Source organism: Massilia sp. TWR1-2-2, assembly GCF_049897565.1.
Taxonomy (GTDB): Bacteria; Pseudomonadota; Gammaproteobacteria; order Burkholderiales; family Burkholderiaceae_D; genus JAFCUW01.
Window position 1 is genome coordinate 111974 of record NZ_JAFCWM010000004.1, and the last position, 16388, is coordinate 128361.

Annotated in this window: 19 protein-coding genes and 1 pseudogene; 10 read left to right on the forward strand and 10 right to left on the reverse strand. The window is 64.9% G+C overall.

Annotated features, from left to right (window positions below):
• The first annotated feature begins 33 nt into the window (after window positions 1-33).
• The 5 genes from ACP7DD_RS05465 (at window position 34) to ACP7DD_RS05485 (ending at window position 2892) form a co-directional block, all read left to right on the forward strand.
• Window positions 34-498, forward strand: coding sequence for an RrF2 family transcriptional regulator (locus ACP7DD_RS05465; protein ID WP_426173690.1), 465 nt, complete (start codon window positions 34-36; stop codon window positions 496-498).
• A gap of 92 nt (window positions 499-590) precedes the next feature.
• Window positions 591-1793, forward strand: a complete 1203-nt coding sequence (locus ACP7DD_RS05470) for an NnrS family protein (RefSeq protein ID WP_426173691.1) — start codon at window positions 591-593, stop codon at window positions 1791-1793.
• A 128-nt stretch (window positions 1794-1921) separates the two neighbouring features.
• Window positions 1922-2284 carry a hypothetical protein gene (locus ACP7DD_RS05475; protein WP_426173692.1) on the forward strand — a complete coding sequence of 121 codons (363 nt, stop codon included), beginning with the start codon at window positions 1922-1924 and terminating at the stop codon, window positions 2282-2284.
• Window positions 2284-2481, forward strand: a complete 198-nt coding sequence (locus tag ACP7DD_RS05480) for a hypothetical protein (RefSeq protein ID WP_426173693.1) — start codon at window positions 2284-2286, stop codon at window positions 2479-2481. Before ACP7DD_RS05475 ends, ACP7DD_RS05480 begins: the two co-directional genes overlap by 1 nt.
• 108 nt (window positions 2482-2589) lie before the next feature.
• Entirely contained in the window at window positions 2590-2892 is a 303-nt protein-coding gene (locus tag ACP7DD_RS05485) for a hypothetical protein (protein ID WP_426173694.1), read from the forward strand.
• Window positions 2893-3021: 129 nt separating this feature from the next.
• Here the strand turns inward: ACP7DD_RS05485 and ACP7DD_RS05490 are convergent, their stop codons facing one another.
• A complete protein-coding gene (locus ACP7DD_RS05490; protein ID WP_426173695.1) occupies window positions 3022-3681 on the reverse strand; it encodes a dihydrofolate reductase family protein in 660 nt (219 codons plus the stop codon).
• A gap of 153 nt (window positions 3682-3834) precedes the next feature.
• Between ACP7DD_RS05490 and hmgA the strand changes: the two genes are divergently transcribed.
• Entirely contained in the window at window positions 3835-5127 is a 1293-nt protein-coding gene (gene hmgA, locus ACP7DD_RS05495; protein WP_426173696.1) for a homogentisate 1,2-dioxygenase, read from the forward strand.
• Between the two features lie 373 nt (window positions 5128-5500).
• Here hmgA and ACP7DD_RS05500 read toward each other — a convergent pair whose 3' ends face one another.
• The 5 genes and pseudogenes from ACP7DD_RS05500 to ACP7DD_RS05520 form a co-directional block, all read right to left on the reverse strand.
• Window positions 5501-5752: a cation transporter gene (locus ACP7DD_RS05500; RefSeq protein WP_426173697.1), complete on the reverse strand. Its 252-nt coding sequence runs from the start codon at window positions 5750-5752 to the stop codon at window positions 5501-5503.
• Between the two features lie 139 nt (window positions 5753-5891).
• On the reverse strand, window positions 5892-6164 hold the full coding sequence (locus ACP7DD_RS05505) for a TlpA family protein disulfide reductase (protein WP_426173825.1): 273 nt from the start codon (window positions 6162-6164) through the stop codon (window positions 5892-5894).
• A gap of 31 nt (window positions 6165-6195) precedes the next feature.
• Window positions 6196-6372, reverse strand: a pseudogene (locus tag ACP7DD_RS05510) (TlpA family protein disulfide reductase); the annotation flags it as partial.
• Window positions 6372-6764: a transporter gene (locus ACP7DD_RS05515; RefSeq protein ID WP_426173819.1), complete on the reverse strand. Its 393-nt coding sequence runs from the start codon at window positions 6762-6764 to the stop codon at window positions 6372-6374. The gene ACP7DD_RS05515 and the pseudogene ACP7DD_RS05510, both read right to left, overlap by 1 nt.
• Complete coding sequence (locus ACP7DD_RS05520) at window positions 6761-7303, reverse strand: hypothetical protein (RefSeq protein ID WP_426173698.1); 543 nt, start codon at window positions 7301-7303, stop codon at window positions 6761-6763. The genes ACP7DD_RS05515 and ACP7DD_RS05520 overlap by 4 nt, the downstream gene beginning before the upstream one ends.
• 251 nt (window positions 7304-7554) lie before the next feature.
• On the opposite strand from ACP7DD_RS05520, the gene nirK reads away from it, so the two are divergent.
• Entirely contained in the window at window positions 7555-8967 is a 1413-nt protein-coding gene (nirK, locus tag ACP7DD_RS05525; protein WP_426173699.1) for a copper-containing nitrite reductase, read from the forward strand.
• Window positions 8968-9056: 89 nt separating this feature from the next.
• Window positions 9057-9737, forward strand: coding sequence for a Crp/Fnr family transcriptional regulator (locus tag ACP7DD_RS05530; protein ID WP_426173700.1), 681 nt, complete (start codon window positions 9057-9059; stop codon window positions 9735-9737).
• Here the strand turns inward: ACP7DD_RS05530 and ACP7DD_RS05535 are convergent.
• The 4 genes from ACP7DD_RS05535 to ACP7DD_RS05550 are packed head-to-tail and all read right to left on the reverse strand — an operon-like array spanning window position 9725 to window position 14015.
• Window positions 9725-10993: a hypothetical protein gene (locus tag ACP7DD_RS05535; protein ID WP_426173701.1), complete on the reverse strand. Its 1269-nt coding sequence runs from the start codon at window positions 10991-10993 to the stop codon at window positions 9725-9727. The genes ACP7DD_RS05530 and ACP7DD_RS05535 overlap by 13 nt on opposite strands.
• Window positions 10993-11229, reverse strand: a complete 237-nt coding sequence (locus ACP7DD_RS05540; protein ID WP_426173702.1) for a DUF2249 domain-containing protein — start codon at window positions 11227-11229, stop codon at window positions 10993-10995. The genes ACP7DD_RS05535 and ACP7DD_RS05540 overlap by 1 nt, the downstream gene beginning before the upstream one ends.
• Window positions 11230-11252: 23 nt before the next feature.
• Window positions 11253-11678, reverse strand: coding sequence for an RrF2 family transcriptional regulator (locus ACP7DD_RS05545; protein ID WP_426173703.1), 426 nt, complete (start codon window positions 11676-11678; stop codon window positions 11253-11255).
• Between the two features lie 60 nt (window positions 11679-11738).
• Window positions 11739-14015 carry a nitric-oxide reductase large subunit gene (locus tag ACP7DD_RS05550; protein WP_426173704.1) on the reverse strand — a complete coding sequence of 759 codons (2277 nt, stop codon included), beginning with the start codon at window positions 14013-14015 and terminating at the stop codon, window positions 11739-11741.
• Window positions 14016-14379: 364 nt separating this feature from the next.
• Here ACP7DD_RS05550 and hemN point away from each other — a divergent pair, with 364 nt between their 5' ends.
• Window positions 14380-15819, forward strand: coding sequence for an oxygen-independent coproporphyrinogen III oxidase (gene hemN, locus ACP7DD_RS05555; protein ID WP_426173705.1), 1440 nt, complete (start codon window positions 14380-14382; stop codon window positions 15817-15819).
• Between the two features lie 120 nt (window positions 15820-15939).
• Entirely contained in the window at window positions 15940-16248 is a 309-nt protein-coding gene (locus ACP7DD_RS05560) for a c-type cytochrome (protein WP_426173706.1), read from the forward strand.
• Window positions 16249-16388 lie beyond the last annotated feature (140 nt).

The window sequence follows — 16388 nt, forward strand, 5'->3', positions numbered from 1 at the left end:
CCGTATGGGTGCCACGCCTGCACGAGATTCGCCATGAGACTGACCTCCTATACTGACTACGCCTTGCGCACGCTGATTTTCCTCGGCGTGAACCGCGATCGCCTGGTGACCATCCAGGATATCGCCGACCTGCATGGCATCTCGAAAAATCACTTGATGAAGGTGGTGCACCAGCTGGGCGTGAACGGCATCGTCGACACGGTGCGCGGGCGCAATGGCGGCCTGCGCCTCAGGCGCGAGCCGGCCGACATCAACATCGGCGAAGTGGTGCGCAGCACCGAGACCGATTTCTACATGGCCGTCTGCTTCGACCCCGACCACGTCGGCTGCGCCTATGCGGCCGCATGCTCGCTGAAGGGCGTGCTGGGCGCGGCCACCGCGGCCTACCTGAAAGTGCTCGACAGCGTAACCTTGGCCGACATGCTCGTCGGCCTGGCGACGACGGCGCCAAAAGCGAAACCGGTGCGCATGTATCCGCGCGCTGCGCGGCCGGGCTAAACACCCTCTCCAACTTGCAGTGCGTTGCCACCCTTGCGCAAAGTCGGCATTGAAAGTAGTATGTTAAATACTTCTTTTAATGCGAGTGCGCCATGAGCCTGACCACCATCGACGAGAGCGTCCCGGCCGCAGGCAAGGTGGCGGCGTCGCCGTTTGCCCATCCCATCTGGGCGCTGGGATTCCGGCCGTTTTACCTGCTCGCCGCCGTGTTTGCCGCCGTCGCCGTGCCGGTCTGGGTGGCGCAATATTTTGGTTACATCAGCTGGCAACGGGTGGGCCTGGCCTGGCACATGCACGAGATGGTGTTCGGCATGGCGGTGGCGGTCATCGCCGGCTTCCTGCTGACGGCGGTGCGCGCCTGGACCGGCCTGTGGACGGCGCGCGGCGGCCAGCTCGCCGCCCTGGCCGCGCTGTGGCTGGCCGGCCGGGTAGCGCTGCTGGCCGCGCCGCCGCTGCTCGGCGCCTTGATCGACATCGCCTTCCTGCCGCTGACCGCCTGGCTGCTGTTCCGGGTGCTGCGCCGCGCCGGCAACAAGCGCAATCAGTTCCTGCCGCTGCTGCTGGTGCTGCTGACAATTGCCAACGCGCTGTACCACGCCGCCATGCTCGGATGGATCGCGCTGTCGCCGGCGACGCCGGTGCAGGCCGCGATCCTGATCATCGTGCTGATCGAATCGGTGATCGGCGCGCGCGTGATCCCGATGTTTACCCGCAACGGCGTGCCGGGCAGCGCGCCGCTGGTCAACCCGAAACGCGACAAGATCGCGCTGGGCCTGACGGTGGCCGCCATCGTCGTCTGGCTGCTGCCGTTGCCGCCGGCCGCGTTTGCCGGCTTCGCGGTCGCCGCCGGCTGCGCGAGCTTGCTGCGGCTGGCCGGCTGGCAGCCGCAGCGCACGCTGGCGGTGCCGCTGGTGTGGATCCTGCACCTGTCGTACGCGTGGATACCGGTCGGCTTTTTCCTGCTGGCGCTGGCCGAGCTGCAGTTGGTCACGCCGAGCGCGGCTTTCCACGCGCTGGCGGTCGGATCGATGGCCGGACTGATCATCGGCATGATGACGCGCACCACGCTTGGCCACACGGGGCGGGCGCTGGTGGCCGGCGCCGCCGAAACGTCGATGTTCTGGCTGATTCAGCTGGGCGCGGTGGCGCGGCTGTTCGCCGCGCTGGGCCCGGCCGAGGCGCGCGAGCTCAGTCTGATTGGCGCGGCGCTGGCCTGGTCGCTGGCGTTTTCGCTGTTTGTGATGGTGTACGGCCGCTTCCTGTGGCAGGCACGCATCGACGGCAAGGAAGGCTAGGCGTCTCGCACTGGTCGCGCCAGTGACGTAAAGACAAGCTTGGCGGCGCTCCCCGGTGTATCATTGCTGGCAAATTTTGCGTGGGCTTTGGGGGAGTTATGGCAGGCGGCTGGGTAGGAATGTTAAGGATGGTCCCGTGGCGCGATGTCATCAAGGCCGCGCCGGAAGTGGCAGGCACGGCGCGCAGGCTGTGGGACGCGGTCGGGAAAAAAAATCCTGAGCACGATGCGGTGAAGGCCGTGGACGCCGCCGTGCACGCGCCCGACCCGATGGTTGCCCGGCTGGAGCACGCCGAGACAGCGCTGGCCGACCTGCATTCGCAAATGCTGGCCGCATCCGAAGTCATCACGACGCTGGCACAGCAGAATGCCCAACTGATCGCACGCATCGACATGCTGCGCAAGCGCGCGCTGTACCAGGCGATCGCCACTGGCGCCGTCAGCGTGATCGCCATCGTCATCGCCATCGCCGCGTGGCTGGCGCGCAGCTGATGAAGTACCTGCTCATTTTCGGCTTTGCCTTCATTGCGTACGCGCTGGTGAAGGGACGCGAGCGCCGCCGCGGCAATCCCGGCAAGGAGGCCGACCGCGCGTATATCCTGCTGGCCACCGCAGCCAGGTATTTCTTGTACATCGCCGGCGCGATAGTGCTTGTGTTTGTCATCGCCGTCGCGGTCCAGTCCTTTTAGCCAGCCGTTCTGAACGCATCATGAAAAACGATATATTCATACGGCGCGCGCGCGAAGGCGACGAAGAAGCGCTGGCGCTTGTGGGCCAGGCGACTTTTCTCGAGACCCTTGGGGGGGCTCGACGGTGCGGCGATCGTCGGGCACTGCCAAAAGGCACACTCGGCTTCGCAGTACCGCGATTGGCTCGCTGATGCCGAGGTAGCTATCCGGCTTGCCAAGATCGCGCCCGGCAATGCGCCCGTCGGCTATCTGGTCGTTGCACCTCCCGGCCTGCCGATGGTGGACATCGGCCAGGATCTCGAGCTCAAACGGATCTACTTGCCGAGCCATTATCACGGAGGCGGCACCGGCAAGGATCAAACCAGTTCTCGATCACGGCATCGGTGCCGCAACCGTCGACGATTGCGTTGATCCTGGCAATGCTGATCGCCGGTTCGCTCGCCGCGAAGCGCCGCGACGGCCGCTGATACCGTCGGAAACCCCGCCTGCGCGGGAAGTCGGCTCCGCCAATGGCGGAGACGACGGTGTTGCGTTCGGTGGCTACGAAGATGACGTGTTTCGCCGCAGTATGATGTGCGTCGCCTTCTCCGACACTACCGATTCCACGCATTCGTAGCCAAGCGCGCGCAAATCGAGCCCTTCGAACAGCGGCTCGCCGCGCCCGAGCAACACCGGTGAGATGGCAATATGCAGTTCATCGATCAGGCCTTCGCGCAGATACTGCCGAATGGTGTCGGCCCCGCCGCCGATCCGTATGTCCTTGCCGCCGGCCGCTTCGCGTGCGCGGTCGAGCGCCTCGCGAATGCCTCCCGTGATGAAGTGGAATGTCGTGCCGCCCTCCATCTCGATGGAAGGGCGCGCATAGTGGGTCAGGATGAACGCAGGGACTTGATACGGCGGATTGTCGCCCCACCAGCCTTTCCAGTTCTTGTCCGGCCAGTCGCCGCGGTCCGGCGAGAACATGTTCCTTCCCAGGATCCAGGCGCCGGCGTTCTGAAAGCCGCGAGCGGCGAAAACATCGTCGACCCCGGTGGTGCCGCCTTCCTGGCCAAACACTTTTCCCTGAAACGTGCGCGTCGGGCGTAGCCACTGGTGCAGCTCCGTACCGCCGACGCCGAGTGGATTCTGGAGGTCCTGATCCGGACCTGCGGCGTATCCGTCCAGCGAGATGGTGAAACCTTCAACGCGAACTCGTGTCATCGTTTGACTCCATGCAGACGCCTCACTGGCGTGCCAACAGTATATGCCGATACCCCGGCACGGCAGAGGGCGACTCTGCCTTTCGTCGCTTCCGATGCCCGGCTGACGCGAAAGTAATTTATCATTGACGACAGTGAACTCAGGAGAACCATCATGTCGCTGGACTACCAGACCGGATTCGGTAACGAATTCGCCACTGAAGCGCTGGCCGGCGCGCTGCCGGAAGGGCGCAATTCGCCGCAGCGCGCGCCGTACGGCTTGTACGCCGAGCAGCTGTCGGGCACCGCGTTCACCGCGCCGCGCCACAGCAATCGCCGCTCGTGGCTGTACCGCATCCGCCCGGCCGCCATGCACGGCCACTTCACGCCGATCGATGGCGCCCGCCTGGTCAGCCGCTTCGACGGGCCGGCGCCGTCGCCGAACCAGCTGCGCTGGGATCCGCTGCCGATGCCCACCGAGCCTACCGACTTCGTCGCCGGCCTGGTGACGATGGGCGGCAACGGCAGCCCGGAAGCGGGCAGCGGCTGCGGTATCCACGTGTACGCGGCCAACCGCTCGATGGAGCGCTACTTCTACAATGCGGACGGCGAACTGCTGATCGTGCCGCAGTCGGGCGCGCTGGTGCTGGCGACCGAACTTGGCATTCTGCGCATCGAACCGCAGGAAATCGCCGTGATCCCGCGCGGCGTGCGCTTCCAGGTCCGGCTCGAAGGCGACAGCGCGCGCGGCTACGTGTGCGAAAACTACGGCGCGCTGTTGCGCCTGCCCGACCTCGGCGTCATCGGCTCGAACGGCCTGGCCAATCCGCGCGATTTCCAGACGCCGGTGGCCTGCTACGAAGACCTCGAAGGCGACCTCGAACTGGTGGCCAAATTCCAGGGCGGGCTATGGCGCGCCGACATCGCCCATTCACCGCTCGACGTCGTCGCCTGGCACGGCAACTACGCGCCCTATAAGTACGACCTGCGCCGCTTTAACACGATCGGATCGATCAGCTACGACCATCCCGATCCGTCGATCTTCCTGGTACTGCAGGCGCCGAGCGACACGCCGGGCGTCGACACGATCGACTTCGTGATCTTCCCGCCGCGCTGGCTCGCCGCCGAGAACACCTTCCGTCCGCCCTGGTTCCACCGCAATTTCGCCAGCGAGTTCATGGGCCTGATCCACGGCGCCTACGACGCCAAGGCCGAAGGCTTCGTGCCGGGCGGCGCTTCGCTGCACAACTGCATGAGCGGGCACGGGCCGGACGCCGCCACCTTCGACAAGGCCAGCGCCGCCGACACCAGCCGCCCGGACCGCGTCAGCGACACGATGGCCTTCATGTTCGAGACACCGACCGTCATCCGTCCGACCCGCCACGCGCTCGAATCGGCGCAGCTGCAAGAGAACTACGCCGAATGCTGGCGCGGGCTCGAAAAGAACTTCGACCCGTCGCGCCGCTAATACGCATACAAGGAAAAACCTGATTCAGTACTGAACGAGACGCGCGCGCCCGACCAGCAAAGCTGGCTCGGCTCGGCCTACTTTGTGGGCACCGACTTCCCGATCCAGAAACCTGCCGTTCGCGGTATTTCGCCGCGCCGGCAGCGATGAAGCGTATCGCGGTGGCGTGGCCATCGCCGACTAAATCGTCGACCTTTCCCTGGCCGCGCAATGCGGCGCGCTGGGGCCGGCAGCGCGGCCGCTGGCTGCCGCCGCCGGCGAATCGTCCTGTGCGGCTGGTGCGAGAAGCCAGGCAGCGCGCGCATCGGCTTTGGGAATGCCGCGGCACGGTGCTGCCGGCGCCAGCCGATTGGCCGGCGTGGCGGCGTAGCGCTTAGCCGCCGCAGCCGCCGCAGCACGATTTGCGCCCCGGTGCGTCGTCGGCGACGACAAAGCCGGCCGTCTCCACCGCCGCGCGCAAGTCGCGCGGCGCCGCCAGCACTTCATTGAAGGCGACGCGGGCGCGCGAATGCGCCAGCGTGATGTGGACGCTGTCGACGCCCTCCACCGATTCGATCGCCTTGGCTACCGCGATGGCGATCGCTTCGTTCTGCATGGCCGGGATGGTCATTGTTGTCGTTTCCATGTAATTTTTTCCTGTTGTGGTGTATTCAGCTTGTAACCGGGTCTGACCCGGTTTCCAATTTCAGCATAGGCAGAAATTGCGATGCGGTCCATCACATCCGGCCGTTCTTGCCCTCGTCTTTTCGAAAACCTAAACCAGATCAATTCCGCGCGCTGGCCGCCGGTAACTGCGCTTCCAGTTCGGCGCGCGTCACCTGTCCCAGGCGCGTCATCACCAGCTTGCCGTCGGGGTTGAACAGCAGCGTGGTGGGATAGGCCTGTACCTTGAACTCCTTCATCAGCGCGTCGTTGCCGGCGACGATCGGATAGGTCACGCGCAGCGCCTTGGCAAATTGGCGCAGGCGCGAGACGTTGTCGCCATCGGCGGCCAGCCCGATTACCGCCACGTCCGCGCGCGCGCGATAGCGCTTCAAGCTCGGGCATCTCCTTGATGCACGGCGCGCACCAGGTGGCCCAGACATTGAGCACCAGCCACCTGCCGCGATAGGTCTCCAGCGCGTGCGCCTGGCCCTGCAGGTCGGTCAGGTCCATCGCCGCCGCCGGCATGCAGGCGGCGACGGCAAGCAGCGCCGCGGCCACGCGCGCCAGCGGACGGCCGCCCATGCCAGCAAGGGTTCCCATCACATCTGGCCGGACAGGCCGATCACCAGCGCGCGGTTGGCGGTGAGCTGCACTCCCGTTACCTGGCGGCGCAGCGGCACCTGGTAGAAAGCGTACAGCTGCATCGACGACGGCAGCGTGTAGCTCAGGCCAGGGCTGGCGTACAGGAAGCGCCCGCCGCTGCTTGCCGGCTCCGCTTCGCTGCCGCTGTCGGCGCTCTTGTGAACATAATTAAGTTGTCCGAGTACGCCAAAGCCGCCGCCCAATCCCTTGCGTACGCCGAGGTCGAGCCCGAGCTGCGCGCCGGGCCGGTAGTTGTCGCGCGTGTTGAGCGCATGCTGGTACTGCGCCTGGGCGAACCAGGATAGGCCGATCTCGGTCAGCTTCTGGTGATAGTAGCCGCCCGCGATCAGGTCGGTGGTGCCATGGCGTCCTTGGCGTTGGCGATGTCGAACTTCCCGGTCGGTAGCTTGACGCCGAACGTGACGCCGGCGCTGGCCGGCTTCAGCGGGTTTTCCACGCTGAGCAACCGGTAGCGGCCGATGACGCGCACGTCGTTCAACTTGGTGAACTTCCACGTGTCGGTGATTTTCTCGCCGTGGTGATTATGAATGTGCAGGTGATCGCGCTGCACCGCCGCGGCGCTGACGGTGACGCCGAAGCGGTTGCCGAAGTTGTGGCTGTAGCTGGCCATCACATTGCGGTTGCGCGTGCTCACCTCGTCGTGGTGGGACGGCACTTCGCCCGGGTACACCTTGCGCGAGCCGAACATCGGCTGGTCCTGATTCATCTGCTCGTAGCGCACGTCGAAGGCATTGGCCGATTCGGCCAGCGCGCTTTCGGCCGTCCAGTTGCTGTTGACGGCGCAAAACGAAGCGCCACAGCTGGCTTGCGCGAGCGAGGAAGAGAGGACGGCGATGGCGGCCGCCAGAACGGTGAGCGTGGTTTTCATTATTTTTTTACCTGTGCTGGAAAGCCCGCGTGGGCTGGCGTTACTGATGATTTGTCGTGGCAGAAAAAATCATACTTTTGTGATGCATATTTTCCACATGATCTACGTCAAGTTTTCCTAAATGAATGAATTAGTCCTGCGGCTTGCTAAATATTTGATGTGTATCAATTTTTTAAGATGCATCTAAAATGTATGATTTGTTCATTGTCAACGGATGCACGTCGCATCTGACATAACCAGGTGAGAAGAAAATGAAAAGAACAATTATTTCGCAAGCCTTGATGGCTTTGGTCATGGGCACGGCCGCATTGGCGCCCGCGATGGCGCAGCATGGCGCTGCGCATGGCGCCCCGGCAGCCGGTTCCGCCGTCCAGTACCGCCCCGACGTCACCTTCACGCTGCGCACCGATATCGCCGACGGCAAGCTGGTGTTCATCAGCGAGAGCGGCGCCAGCAAAGGCACCGCCAACCCAACGCTGAACGTGGCCGAAAGCGCCATCGTGCAGATCAATCTGGTCAACGGCGACGGCGCCACCCACGACGTCAGCGTGCCTGACTTTAACGCCAAGTCGAACCAGATCAACGCCAAGGGCGCGAGCACCTCGATCGTCTTCAAGGCCGACAAGAAGGGCGTGTTCACATATATCTGCACGCTGCCGGGCCACGTCGCGGCCGGCATGATCGGCAAGATCATCGTCGGCGGCGCGGTGGCCGCGCCGGTCGCCAAGGGTGCGGACGTTTCGCAAAGCCCGTATGCGGTCGGCACGCCGGTCGGCGCGCGCGGACCTAAAAAGCTGACCGTCAACCTCGAGACGACCGAGATCGCCGGCCAGCTCGCCGACGGCACCACCTACCGCTACTGGACCTTCAACAACAAGGTGCCGGGTCCCTTCCTGCGCGTGCGCGTCGGCGACACGGTCGAAGTGAACATGGCCAACGCCAAGGACAGCCACATGATCCACTCGGTCGACTTCCATGCGGTGACAGGTCCCGGCGGCGGCGCCGCGGTCACCCAGGCGGCGCCCGGCAGCACCAAGAGCTTCACCTTCAAGGCGCTCAACCCGGGCCTGTATGTGTACCACTGCGCCACACCGATGGTGGCCCAGCACATCTCGAACGGCATGTACGGCATGATCCTGGTGGAGCCCGAAGGCGGCCTGGCCAAGGTGGACCGCGAGTTCTACGTGATGCAAGGCGAGATCTACACCGCGCAGCGCCACGGCACTCCCGGCGAAGCCGAGTTCTCGCTCGAAAAACTGCTCAACGAGCAGCCCGAGCACCTGATGTTCAACGGCACTCACGACGCCCTGACCAAGACGCACCGGATGGAAGCGAAAGTAGGCGAAACCGTGCGCATCTTCTTCGGCGTCGGCGGACCTAACCTGACGTCCAGCTTCCACGTCATCGGCGAAGTGTTCGACCGCGTCTATTCGCAGGCCGACCTGACGTCGCCGCCGGCGAGGAACGTGCAGACGACGCTGGTGCCGCCAGGCGGCGCGACAATGGTCGAGTTCAAGGTCGAGGTGCCGGGTCGCTATATCCTGGTCGACCATGCGCTGTCGCGGATGGAAAAAGGCCTGGCCGGTTTCCTCCACGTCGTCGGCAAGGACAATCCTGACGTGTTCCGCACCGCCAGCAAGCCGGACGCCGACTCGGGTCATTGATCGGCAGGTTTGATGACAAGACCCGCAGCTTGCGGGTCTTTTGTCGTTGTTGTTTTGCGTTGTTATTCTGAATATTGAAAAGGGCCGCCATGCTGACGACCAAGATCGACCGCCGCGAGTTTCTCAAGCGCCTGCCGCTGTTCGCCGACTTTTCGGCGCAAGAGCTGACCACGCTGGCTGCAGGGACGCAGGAGCTATATCTGCCGCGCGGCGCGCCGATTTTCCGGCGTGGCGATCCGTGCCGCGGTTTTCACGTCGTCATCTACGGCCAGGTCAAGCTCGGCTTCCTGTCGGTGCAGGGCGACGAGAAGATCGTCGAGATCATCGGCCCTGGCTTCAGCTTCGGCGAAGCGCTGATGTTCATGGAGAAGCCGTATATCGTCGGCGCCACCGCGGTGGCCGACAGCATGCTGCTCCACATCGGTAGTGTAGCCGTGTTCGCCGAGCTGGAACACAACCCGGCGTTCGCGCGCCGTATGCTGGCCGGCATGAGCCGCCGCCTGCATGGCCTGATCAAGGACGTCGAATCGTATTCGCTGCGCTCGGGCAGCCAGCGCATTGTCGGCTACCTGCTCAAGGACGAACCGGAGGGCGACGGCTCGCAGGTTACGCTCACTGTGAGCAAGAAGCTGCTGGCCTCGCGCCTGAACCTGACGCCGGAGTATTTTTCGCGCGTGCTGCACGACCTGTCCGAGCGCGGCATGATCGCAGTGAAAGGCCGGCAGATCACCATCCTCGATATCGAGCGGCTGCGCGGCTATGAAGGCTGAAACGAGGCCTTGATTGCGCGGCTGCGCACGACCGCGCGGCGCAGGTCGAGCGCCAGCAGCGCACTGGCTACTGCCAGCAGCGCGCTAGCGGGGCGCCCCAGCCAGGCCGGCAGCAAGGACGCGCCCAGCAGCGCGGCGAGCGCCGCGGCATGCCACCAGAACTGGCGCCGCGCCAGCGCATCGGGCAGGATCAGGCGGACCGGCGGCACCTCTCCTTTTTTTGCGCGCGGGTCCTGCTGCAGGTGATACCACAGCAGGAAAGGCACGATCTTGTACAGCATGCCGTTGACGGCGCCGATGGCGAAGCCGCCGATGAACAGGATGCCGGTGGCCAGCGCGGCTTGTGGCTGCGGCGCCAGCAGGTACAGCAGCGCGCTGCCGGCCAGGCTTCCCAGCGCCAGGCGCCAGTACAGCGTGGTGGCGTCGGCCTCGCGCTTGCGCGTGGCCAGCAGCTGCGCGCTGAGCGCGGCAAAGGCGAGCAGTGCGGCGCACAGCAAGGCTGCGGCCAGGCCGGCGCCGCCGGCGCCGGCGATCACCGCGGCGCTCCATGCCGCCAACAGCGCGGCCAGCAGGCATGGCGCCCAGCGCGTCACCGGCGCCGGATACATGCGCGCCGATTGGAACATCGGAATGACCTGGAACGCCACGCCGACCACCAGCGTGCCGACCCAACCGAGCAGGCCCCAGGCGGCGTGCAGGTCGGCCAGCATCGGCACGGGCGCGGCCAGCAGGCCGCCGAAGGCCAATGCCAGCGTCACCCCGAGTACCAGCGTGACGACAAGGCCGGCCACGGCCAGGCGCATCCCGCGCACCATCGGCATGGCCGGCGGCGGCGCCCTGCGCGCGAGTGTTTTCAAAATGGCGGCGACAAGGATGGCAAAGGCGCCGGAAGCGCACAGCGCGGCCGGCAAAAAGAGAAACGCGAGGTTGGCGGCCAGCGCGGCGGACAGCAGCAGGGCGCCCAGCGCCAGGCCGCACCAGGACAGCGTGGCGGCAGCGCGGCTGAGCGTCAGCGCGCTGCCGGTCACCACGGGAATGAGCTGCAGGATCGAGCCGGCCATCGCCATGCCGAGGTAGCCCAGCGTCAGCAGGTGCGTGGCGCCCAGCGCCGGCGCCGACCAGCGCGAGCCGAACGCGTTCTCGCCGGCGCCAAACAGCAGCAGCGCGGCGAGCACGCCGAACCATGGCGCCGCCAGCAGGAAACGCAGCGGCAGGCCCGGCGCCGGCGACAGCGCGTAGGCGAGGGAGCGCTGCATCAGCGCTCCTGGATCACGATCTGATACAGGCCGGGCTCGGGTTCGGTGCTGCTGTAGCGGTAGTTGTTGGTCTCGAGGATGCGATACAAAGGGTGCGGCTCGCGCTCGATCAGCATGCGGATCTGCTGGCCGGCCAGCAGATCCGCTAGCGCATCGAGTACGCGCTCCATCGGCTCCGGCGGATACAGGCCGCGCAGGTCGAGGAACACTTCAGTGGGATTGGTTGGCTGTGGCATGGGGTCATAGGAGGAAGTGGGTGTCACGTTACAGGCAGCGATAGCGCCGCGGCAGGCAGCAGCGCCGACAGCGGCACCTGGTCGAGCCGCGCGAAAAAGGCGGCGGTCGCCTCGGCCAGCAAGCCGTTGAGGCGGCAGCGGCCGGCCAGCACGCAAGAACTGGCCGCTTCGGAAAAACAGTCGACCATCTTGAAATCCGGTTCGGTCATGCGGATCACCGCGCCAAGCATGATCTGCTCCGGCGGGCGCGCCAGCTGGATGCCGCCGGCACGTCCGCGCAGCGTGGTTAGCACGCCGTCGATGCCAAGCTGGTGAGCGATCTTGCAAAGGTGATTGTACGAGATGCGATGGATGTCGGCGATCTCGCGCACGGTGATGATCTTGCCAGGGTTGACGCCCAGGTGCATCAGCAGGCGCAAGGCATAGTCGGTGTAGTCGGTCAGGCGCATGGCGATGTTTCCCGTTCCGGATGAAAAAGGCCGGCGCCCGCAATGGGCGCCGGCCAGCTTTTACTTCACCGCGGCCAGCGCTGCGGCGGCCAGCTTGCGCGCGGGGCGGTTCTGGTACACCAGGCGCCACATGAACACGATGAGGAACATGACGCCGATCGAGAACACGATGTCGCCCGGTACGCGCAGCCACACCATCGTCTCCATGAAGCTCGAGTGGACAACTTCCGGCGAACGGGCGTACCAGACGCCGCGCGTGACGCTGGCCCAGGCCTGGTAGATGCCGGCAGGGACCAGCGACATGAATACCATCATCGCCAGGCCGAGGTTAAGCAGCCAGAACATCGGGCGAAGGGCCTTGTCGGACCAGGCCAGGCGGTCGGACAGGCCGCGCAGGCAGAACAGCAGCAGGCCGATGCCGAGCATGCCGTACACACCGAACAGCGCTGCGTGACCGTGCGCCGCCGTCATGTTCATGCCCTGCATGTAGTACAGCGCGATCGGTGTGTTGATCGTGAAGCCCAGCAGGCCCGCGCCGACGGTGTTCCAGAAGCCGACCGCGATGAAGCACAGGATCGGCCACTTGTAGGCTTGTACCCACGGCGCGGCCTGCGAGCGCTGGTAGTTGCGGTACGCTTCGATGCCGATGATCGACAGTGGCACCACTTCGAGCGCCGAGAACATCGAGCCGATCGCGATCACCGACGTCGGGGTGCCGGTGAAATACAGGTGGTGCAATGTGCCGAGGATGCCGCCGAACAGGAACACGATCGTCTCGAGCACGATGGCGCTGTTGGCCGACGCGGCGCGGATCAGGCCCAGGCGCGTGAACAGCAGGGCGATGACGGCGGTGGCGAACACTTCGAAGAAGCCTTCGACCCACAGGTGCACCAGCCACCAGCGCCAGTACTCGACCATCGAATAGTGGGTGGTGCGGCCCCAGGCCAGCGAAGTGGCGTAGAAGCCGCCGATGCAGACCGCGGCGAGGAACACCATGGCGATCAGGCCGCGGCTCTCCGACGGCTTTTTCAGCGCCGGCCACAGCCCGCGTCCGAGCAGCGTGACCCAGAACAGCAGACCGACGAACAGCAGGATCTGCCAGATGCGGCCCATGCTGGTAAATTCCAGGCCCTGGTTGCCGATCCAGAAGGCGAAGTCGACGCCCTGCTTTTGCAGGGTGCCGATCCAGCCGAAAGCGGTTGAACCGACCACGATGAACAGCAGCGCGTAGAACAGCACGTTGACGCCGAGCGCCTGGTACTTCGGTTCATGGCCCGAGATGGCCGGCGCGATATACAGGCCGGTGGCCAGCCAGGCGGTGGCGATCCACAGCACCGCGAACTGGGTGTGGATGGTGCGGCTGACCGTGTACGGCAAGATATCGGCGAGCGGGAAGCCGAAGAAGCTGTTTCCTTCGACCGAGTAGTGGGCGGTGATGATGCCCATGCCTACCTGGGCCAGGATCAGGCCGGCGACGACGAAGAAGTACTTGCGCGTCGCCTTCATCGACGGCGTCGGCTTCAGGTCGAACAGCGGGTCGTTCTTCGATGGCGTCGGGTCGCCTTCTTCCTTGTGCATCGAATGGAAGAAGATCATGCCGGCGATCGCGGCGATCATCAGGATGACGCTGGCGATCGACCACATGCCTGCGCCGGCGGTCGGCGTATTGCCAACCAGTGGCTCGTGCGGCCAGTTGCTGGTGTACGACAGGTTGCTCTGGCCCGGACGGTCGGTCGAGGCGGCCCATGAGGTCCAGAAGAAGAACGCGGTGAGGGACTCGCGGTCCGACGCTTTCGGCAGCGAGTTCGGCGTCATCGCGTACTGCTCGCGCAGCGCGTCGAGCGAGGCGGCGTCGCCGAACAAATCGTTGAAGTGGGCGGCGGTGCGGCGCACGGCTTCGGCGCGGATCGTCGACAGCGTCAAGGTGCCGGTGGCGGCGTCATAGGTATTGGCGCGCAGTTCGTTCTTGACCGTGACGTCGACGCGCGCCTTGTCGCCGATTTCAAGTTCGGCATACTTGCGCTCATGATCGCGCTGCGAGACCAGCTCCTGCAGCGCCAACGCCTCGCGGTGCAGCCAGTCGGCCGACCAGTCGGGCGCCAGGTAACTGCCGTGGCCCCAGACGGTGCCGAGCTGCTGGCCGCCGGCCGCCAGCCATGCCTGCTGGCCATACTGGACGTTCTCTTTCGTGTAAAGTACCGTGCCTTCGGTACTGCTTACCTGGATTGGGATGGGCGGCGCTTCGAGGTAGATTTCGCGGCCGACCCAGAGGAGGGCGGCGAACGAAAATACGCAGATGACCGCTAGCCAGGTCCATAGTTTGCGCGTGGCGTGCATACGATTCCTTATTGATGTTGTAGGTGTAAAGGGATGAGGACTAAGATGCATTTTATTTGCATGTTTTGGATGGTGCAAACCCGCTGTGTGGTCAAAACTAATCCAGATTAAGAATTTCGCAGGACGGCTCGGCGGCGGGAAATCGCACGTTGATAACGCCAGGAAAGCCGATGGTAGTGGGAACGAGGCGCCGCCGCCCATGATGTAGATCAAGTTTGCGCAAGAAGAACTGTTGCATGCAAATAAAGCTCCCACGCGCACATTTCGCCTTGTCGCCCCGAGTTGGCGTCACTACCATGGGTGCCGTTGCGGCTCGCCGTTGGCTTGCCATCGCGCCGCTGAAATGACACACGGGAGAACAATCATGATCCACACCGACGCGCCGATCCAGGCGAATCCGGCATCGCCGGCGGTCCACTTCGACGCGGCCCTGATCGCCAAGATGAGCCAGCAAGGGCCGCGCTATACCTCGTATCCGACGGCCGATCGCTTCCGCGCCGGCTACGGCCACGCCGACTATGCCGCCGTCGTCGGCCAGCTAGGCGAAGCGGCGCCGCGCCTGCCGCTGTCGCTGTACCTGCACATTCCGTTTTGCGAGTCGCTGTGCTACTACTGCGCCTGCAACAAGATCATCACCAAAGAGCACGACAAGGCCGCCATCTACCTCGAGTACCTCAAGCGCGAGATCAGCATGCAGGCCGCCTTGCTCGGCCGCGAGCAGCGCGTCGAGCAACTGCACCTGGGCGGCGGCACGCCGACCTACCTGTCGGACGAGCAGATGGCGTCGCTGATGGCGCACCTGGCCAGCTGCTTCGAATTCGCTGACGGCGACAGCGGCGAATACTCGATCGAGATCGACCCGCGCACGGTCGACCGCGAGCGCATCCTCTCGCTGCGGCGCCAGGGCTTCAACCGCCTCAGTCTCGGCGTGCAGGACTTCGACCCCGAAGTGCAGAAGGCGGTCAACCGCATCCAGCCCGACGCGCTCACGCTCGACGCCATCGGCGCCGCGCGCGAGGCGGGCTTTGGTTCGATCAGCATCGACCTGATTTACGGCCTGCCTAAGCAGAGCCTGAAAACGATCGGCGAGACGCTGGCCAAGGTGGTGCTGGCCAGTCCCGACCGGATCTCGATCTACAACTACGCCCACATGCCGCAGCTGTTCAAGTCGCAGCGCCTGATCGTCGACGCCGACCTGCCGAGCGACTCCGACAAGCTGGCCATGCTCGGCCTGTGCATCGAGCGCCTGACCGCCGCCGGCTACATTTACATCGGCATGGACCATTTCGCCAAGCCGGACGACGAGCTGGCGGTGGCGCAGCGCAGCGGCCAGCTGCACCGCAACTTCCAGGGCTACTCGACGCATGCCGACACCGACATGGTGTCGTGCGGCGTGTCGGCCATCAGCGCCGTCGGCGATTCGTACTGCCAGAACGAGAAGTCGCTCGAGCGCTATTACGCCGCGCTCGACGAAGGCCACCTGCCGGTGGCGCGCGGCATCGAGCTCACGCGCGACGACGTGATCCGGCGCGACGTCATCGGCCGCCTGATGTGCGATTTCGCGCTGAGCGTGCGGTCGGTCGAGCGCGCGCACGGCATCGAATTCGGCGTCTACTTCGCCGCCGAACTGCGGCGCCTGCGCGAATTCGAAGGCGATGGGCTGCTTGACATCAGCGACGCCGGGTTGACCGTGACGCCGGCCGGGCGCCTGCTGGTGCGCAACCTGTGCATGGTGTTCGACAAATACTTCGGCACGTCCAACGACATTGCGCTGCAGCGCATGCGCTACTCGAAAACCATCTGAACTGCGCGATTCTTAAACCAGTTCAAGCAATGGCCCGCCGCTTCGCATGCCCGCTGGCCAGTCGTGGGTGCGGCGCTCTACAATGGTTTTGCCGCATCCGCGGCTTTCCCGGAGATGTACATGAAGAACTTGATTTCCGCTGCGCTCGCGTGCGCGGCCCTCGCTCTGGGCGCACCTGCCCAGGCAAACGCCGACCTGGCAAAAACCAAGAACTGCATGGGTTGCCATGCGATGGACACCAAGGTGCTCGGTCCCGCCTTCAAGGAAGTGGCGGCCAAGTACAAGGGGCAGAAGGACGCCGAGACCAAGCTCGTCGCCAGCATTTCAAAAGGCAGTACGGGTACGTGGGGCGCCATGGCGATGCCGCCTAATCCGGTAAGCGCGGCCGAAGCCCAAACGCTGGCCAAGTGGGTGCTCGCACAAAAGTAGCCGTCGGTCTTGCAGGTGTGGGTAATGAAGCATGTCCGCGCCGCGACGAATACAGCAAACCTAAAGACCGTCGTTCCCGCGCACGCGGGAAGTCGGGTCCGCCAATGGCGGGCACGACGGTTTTTCGAGCTGTGGTTCTG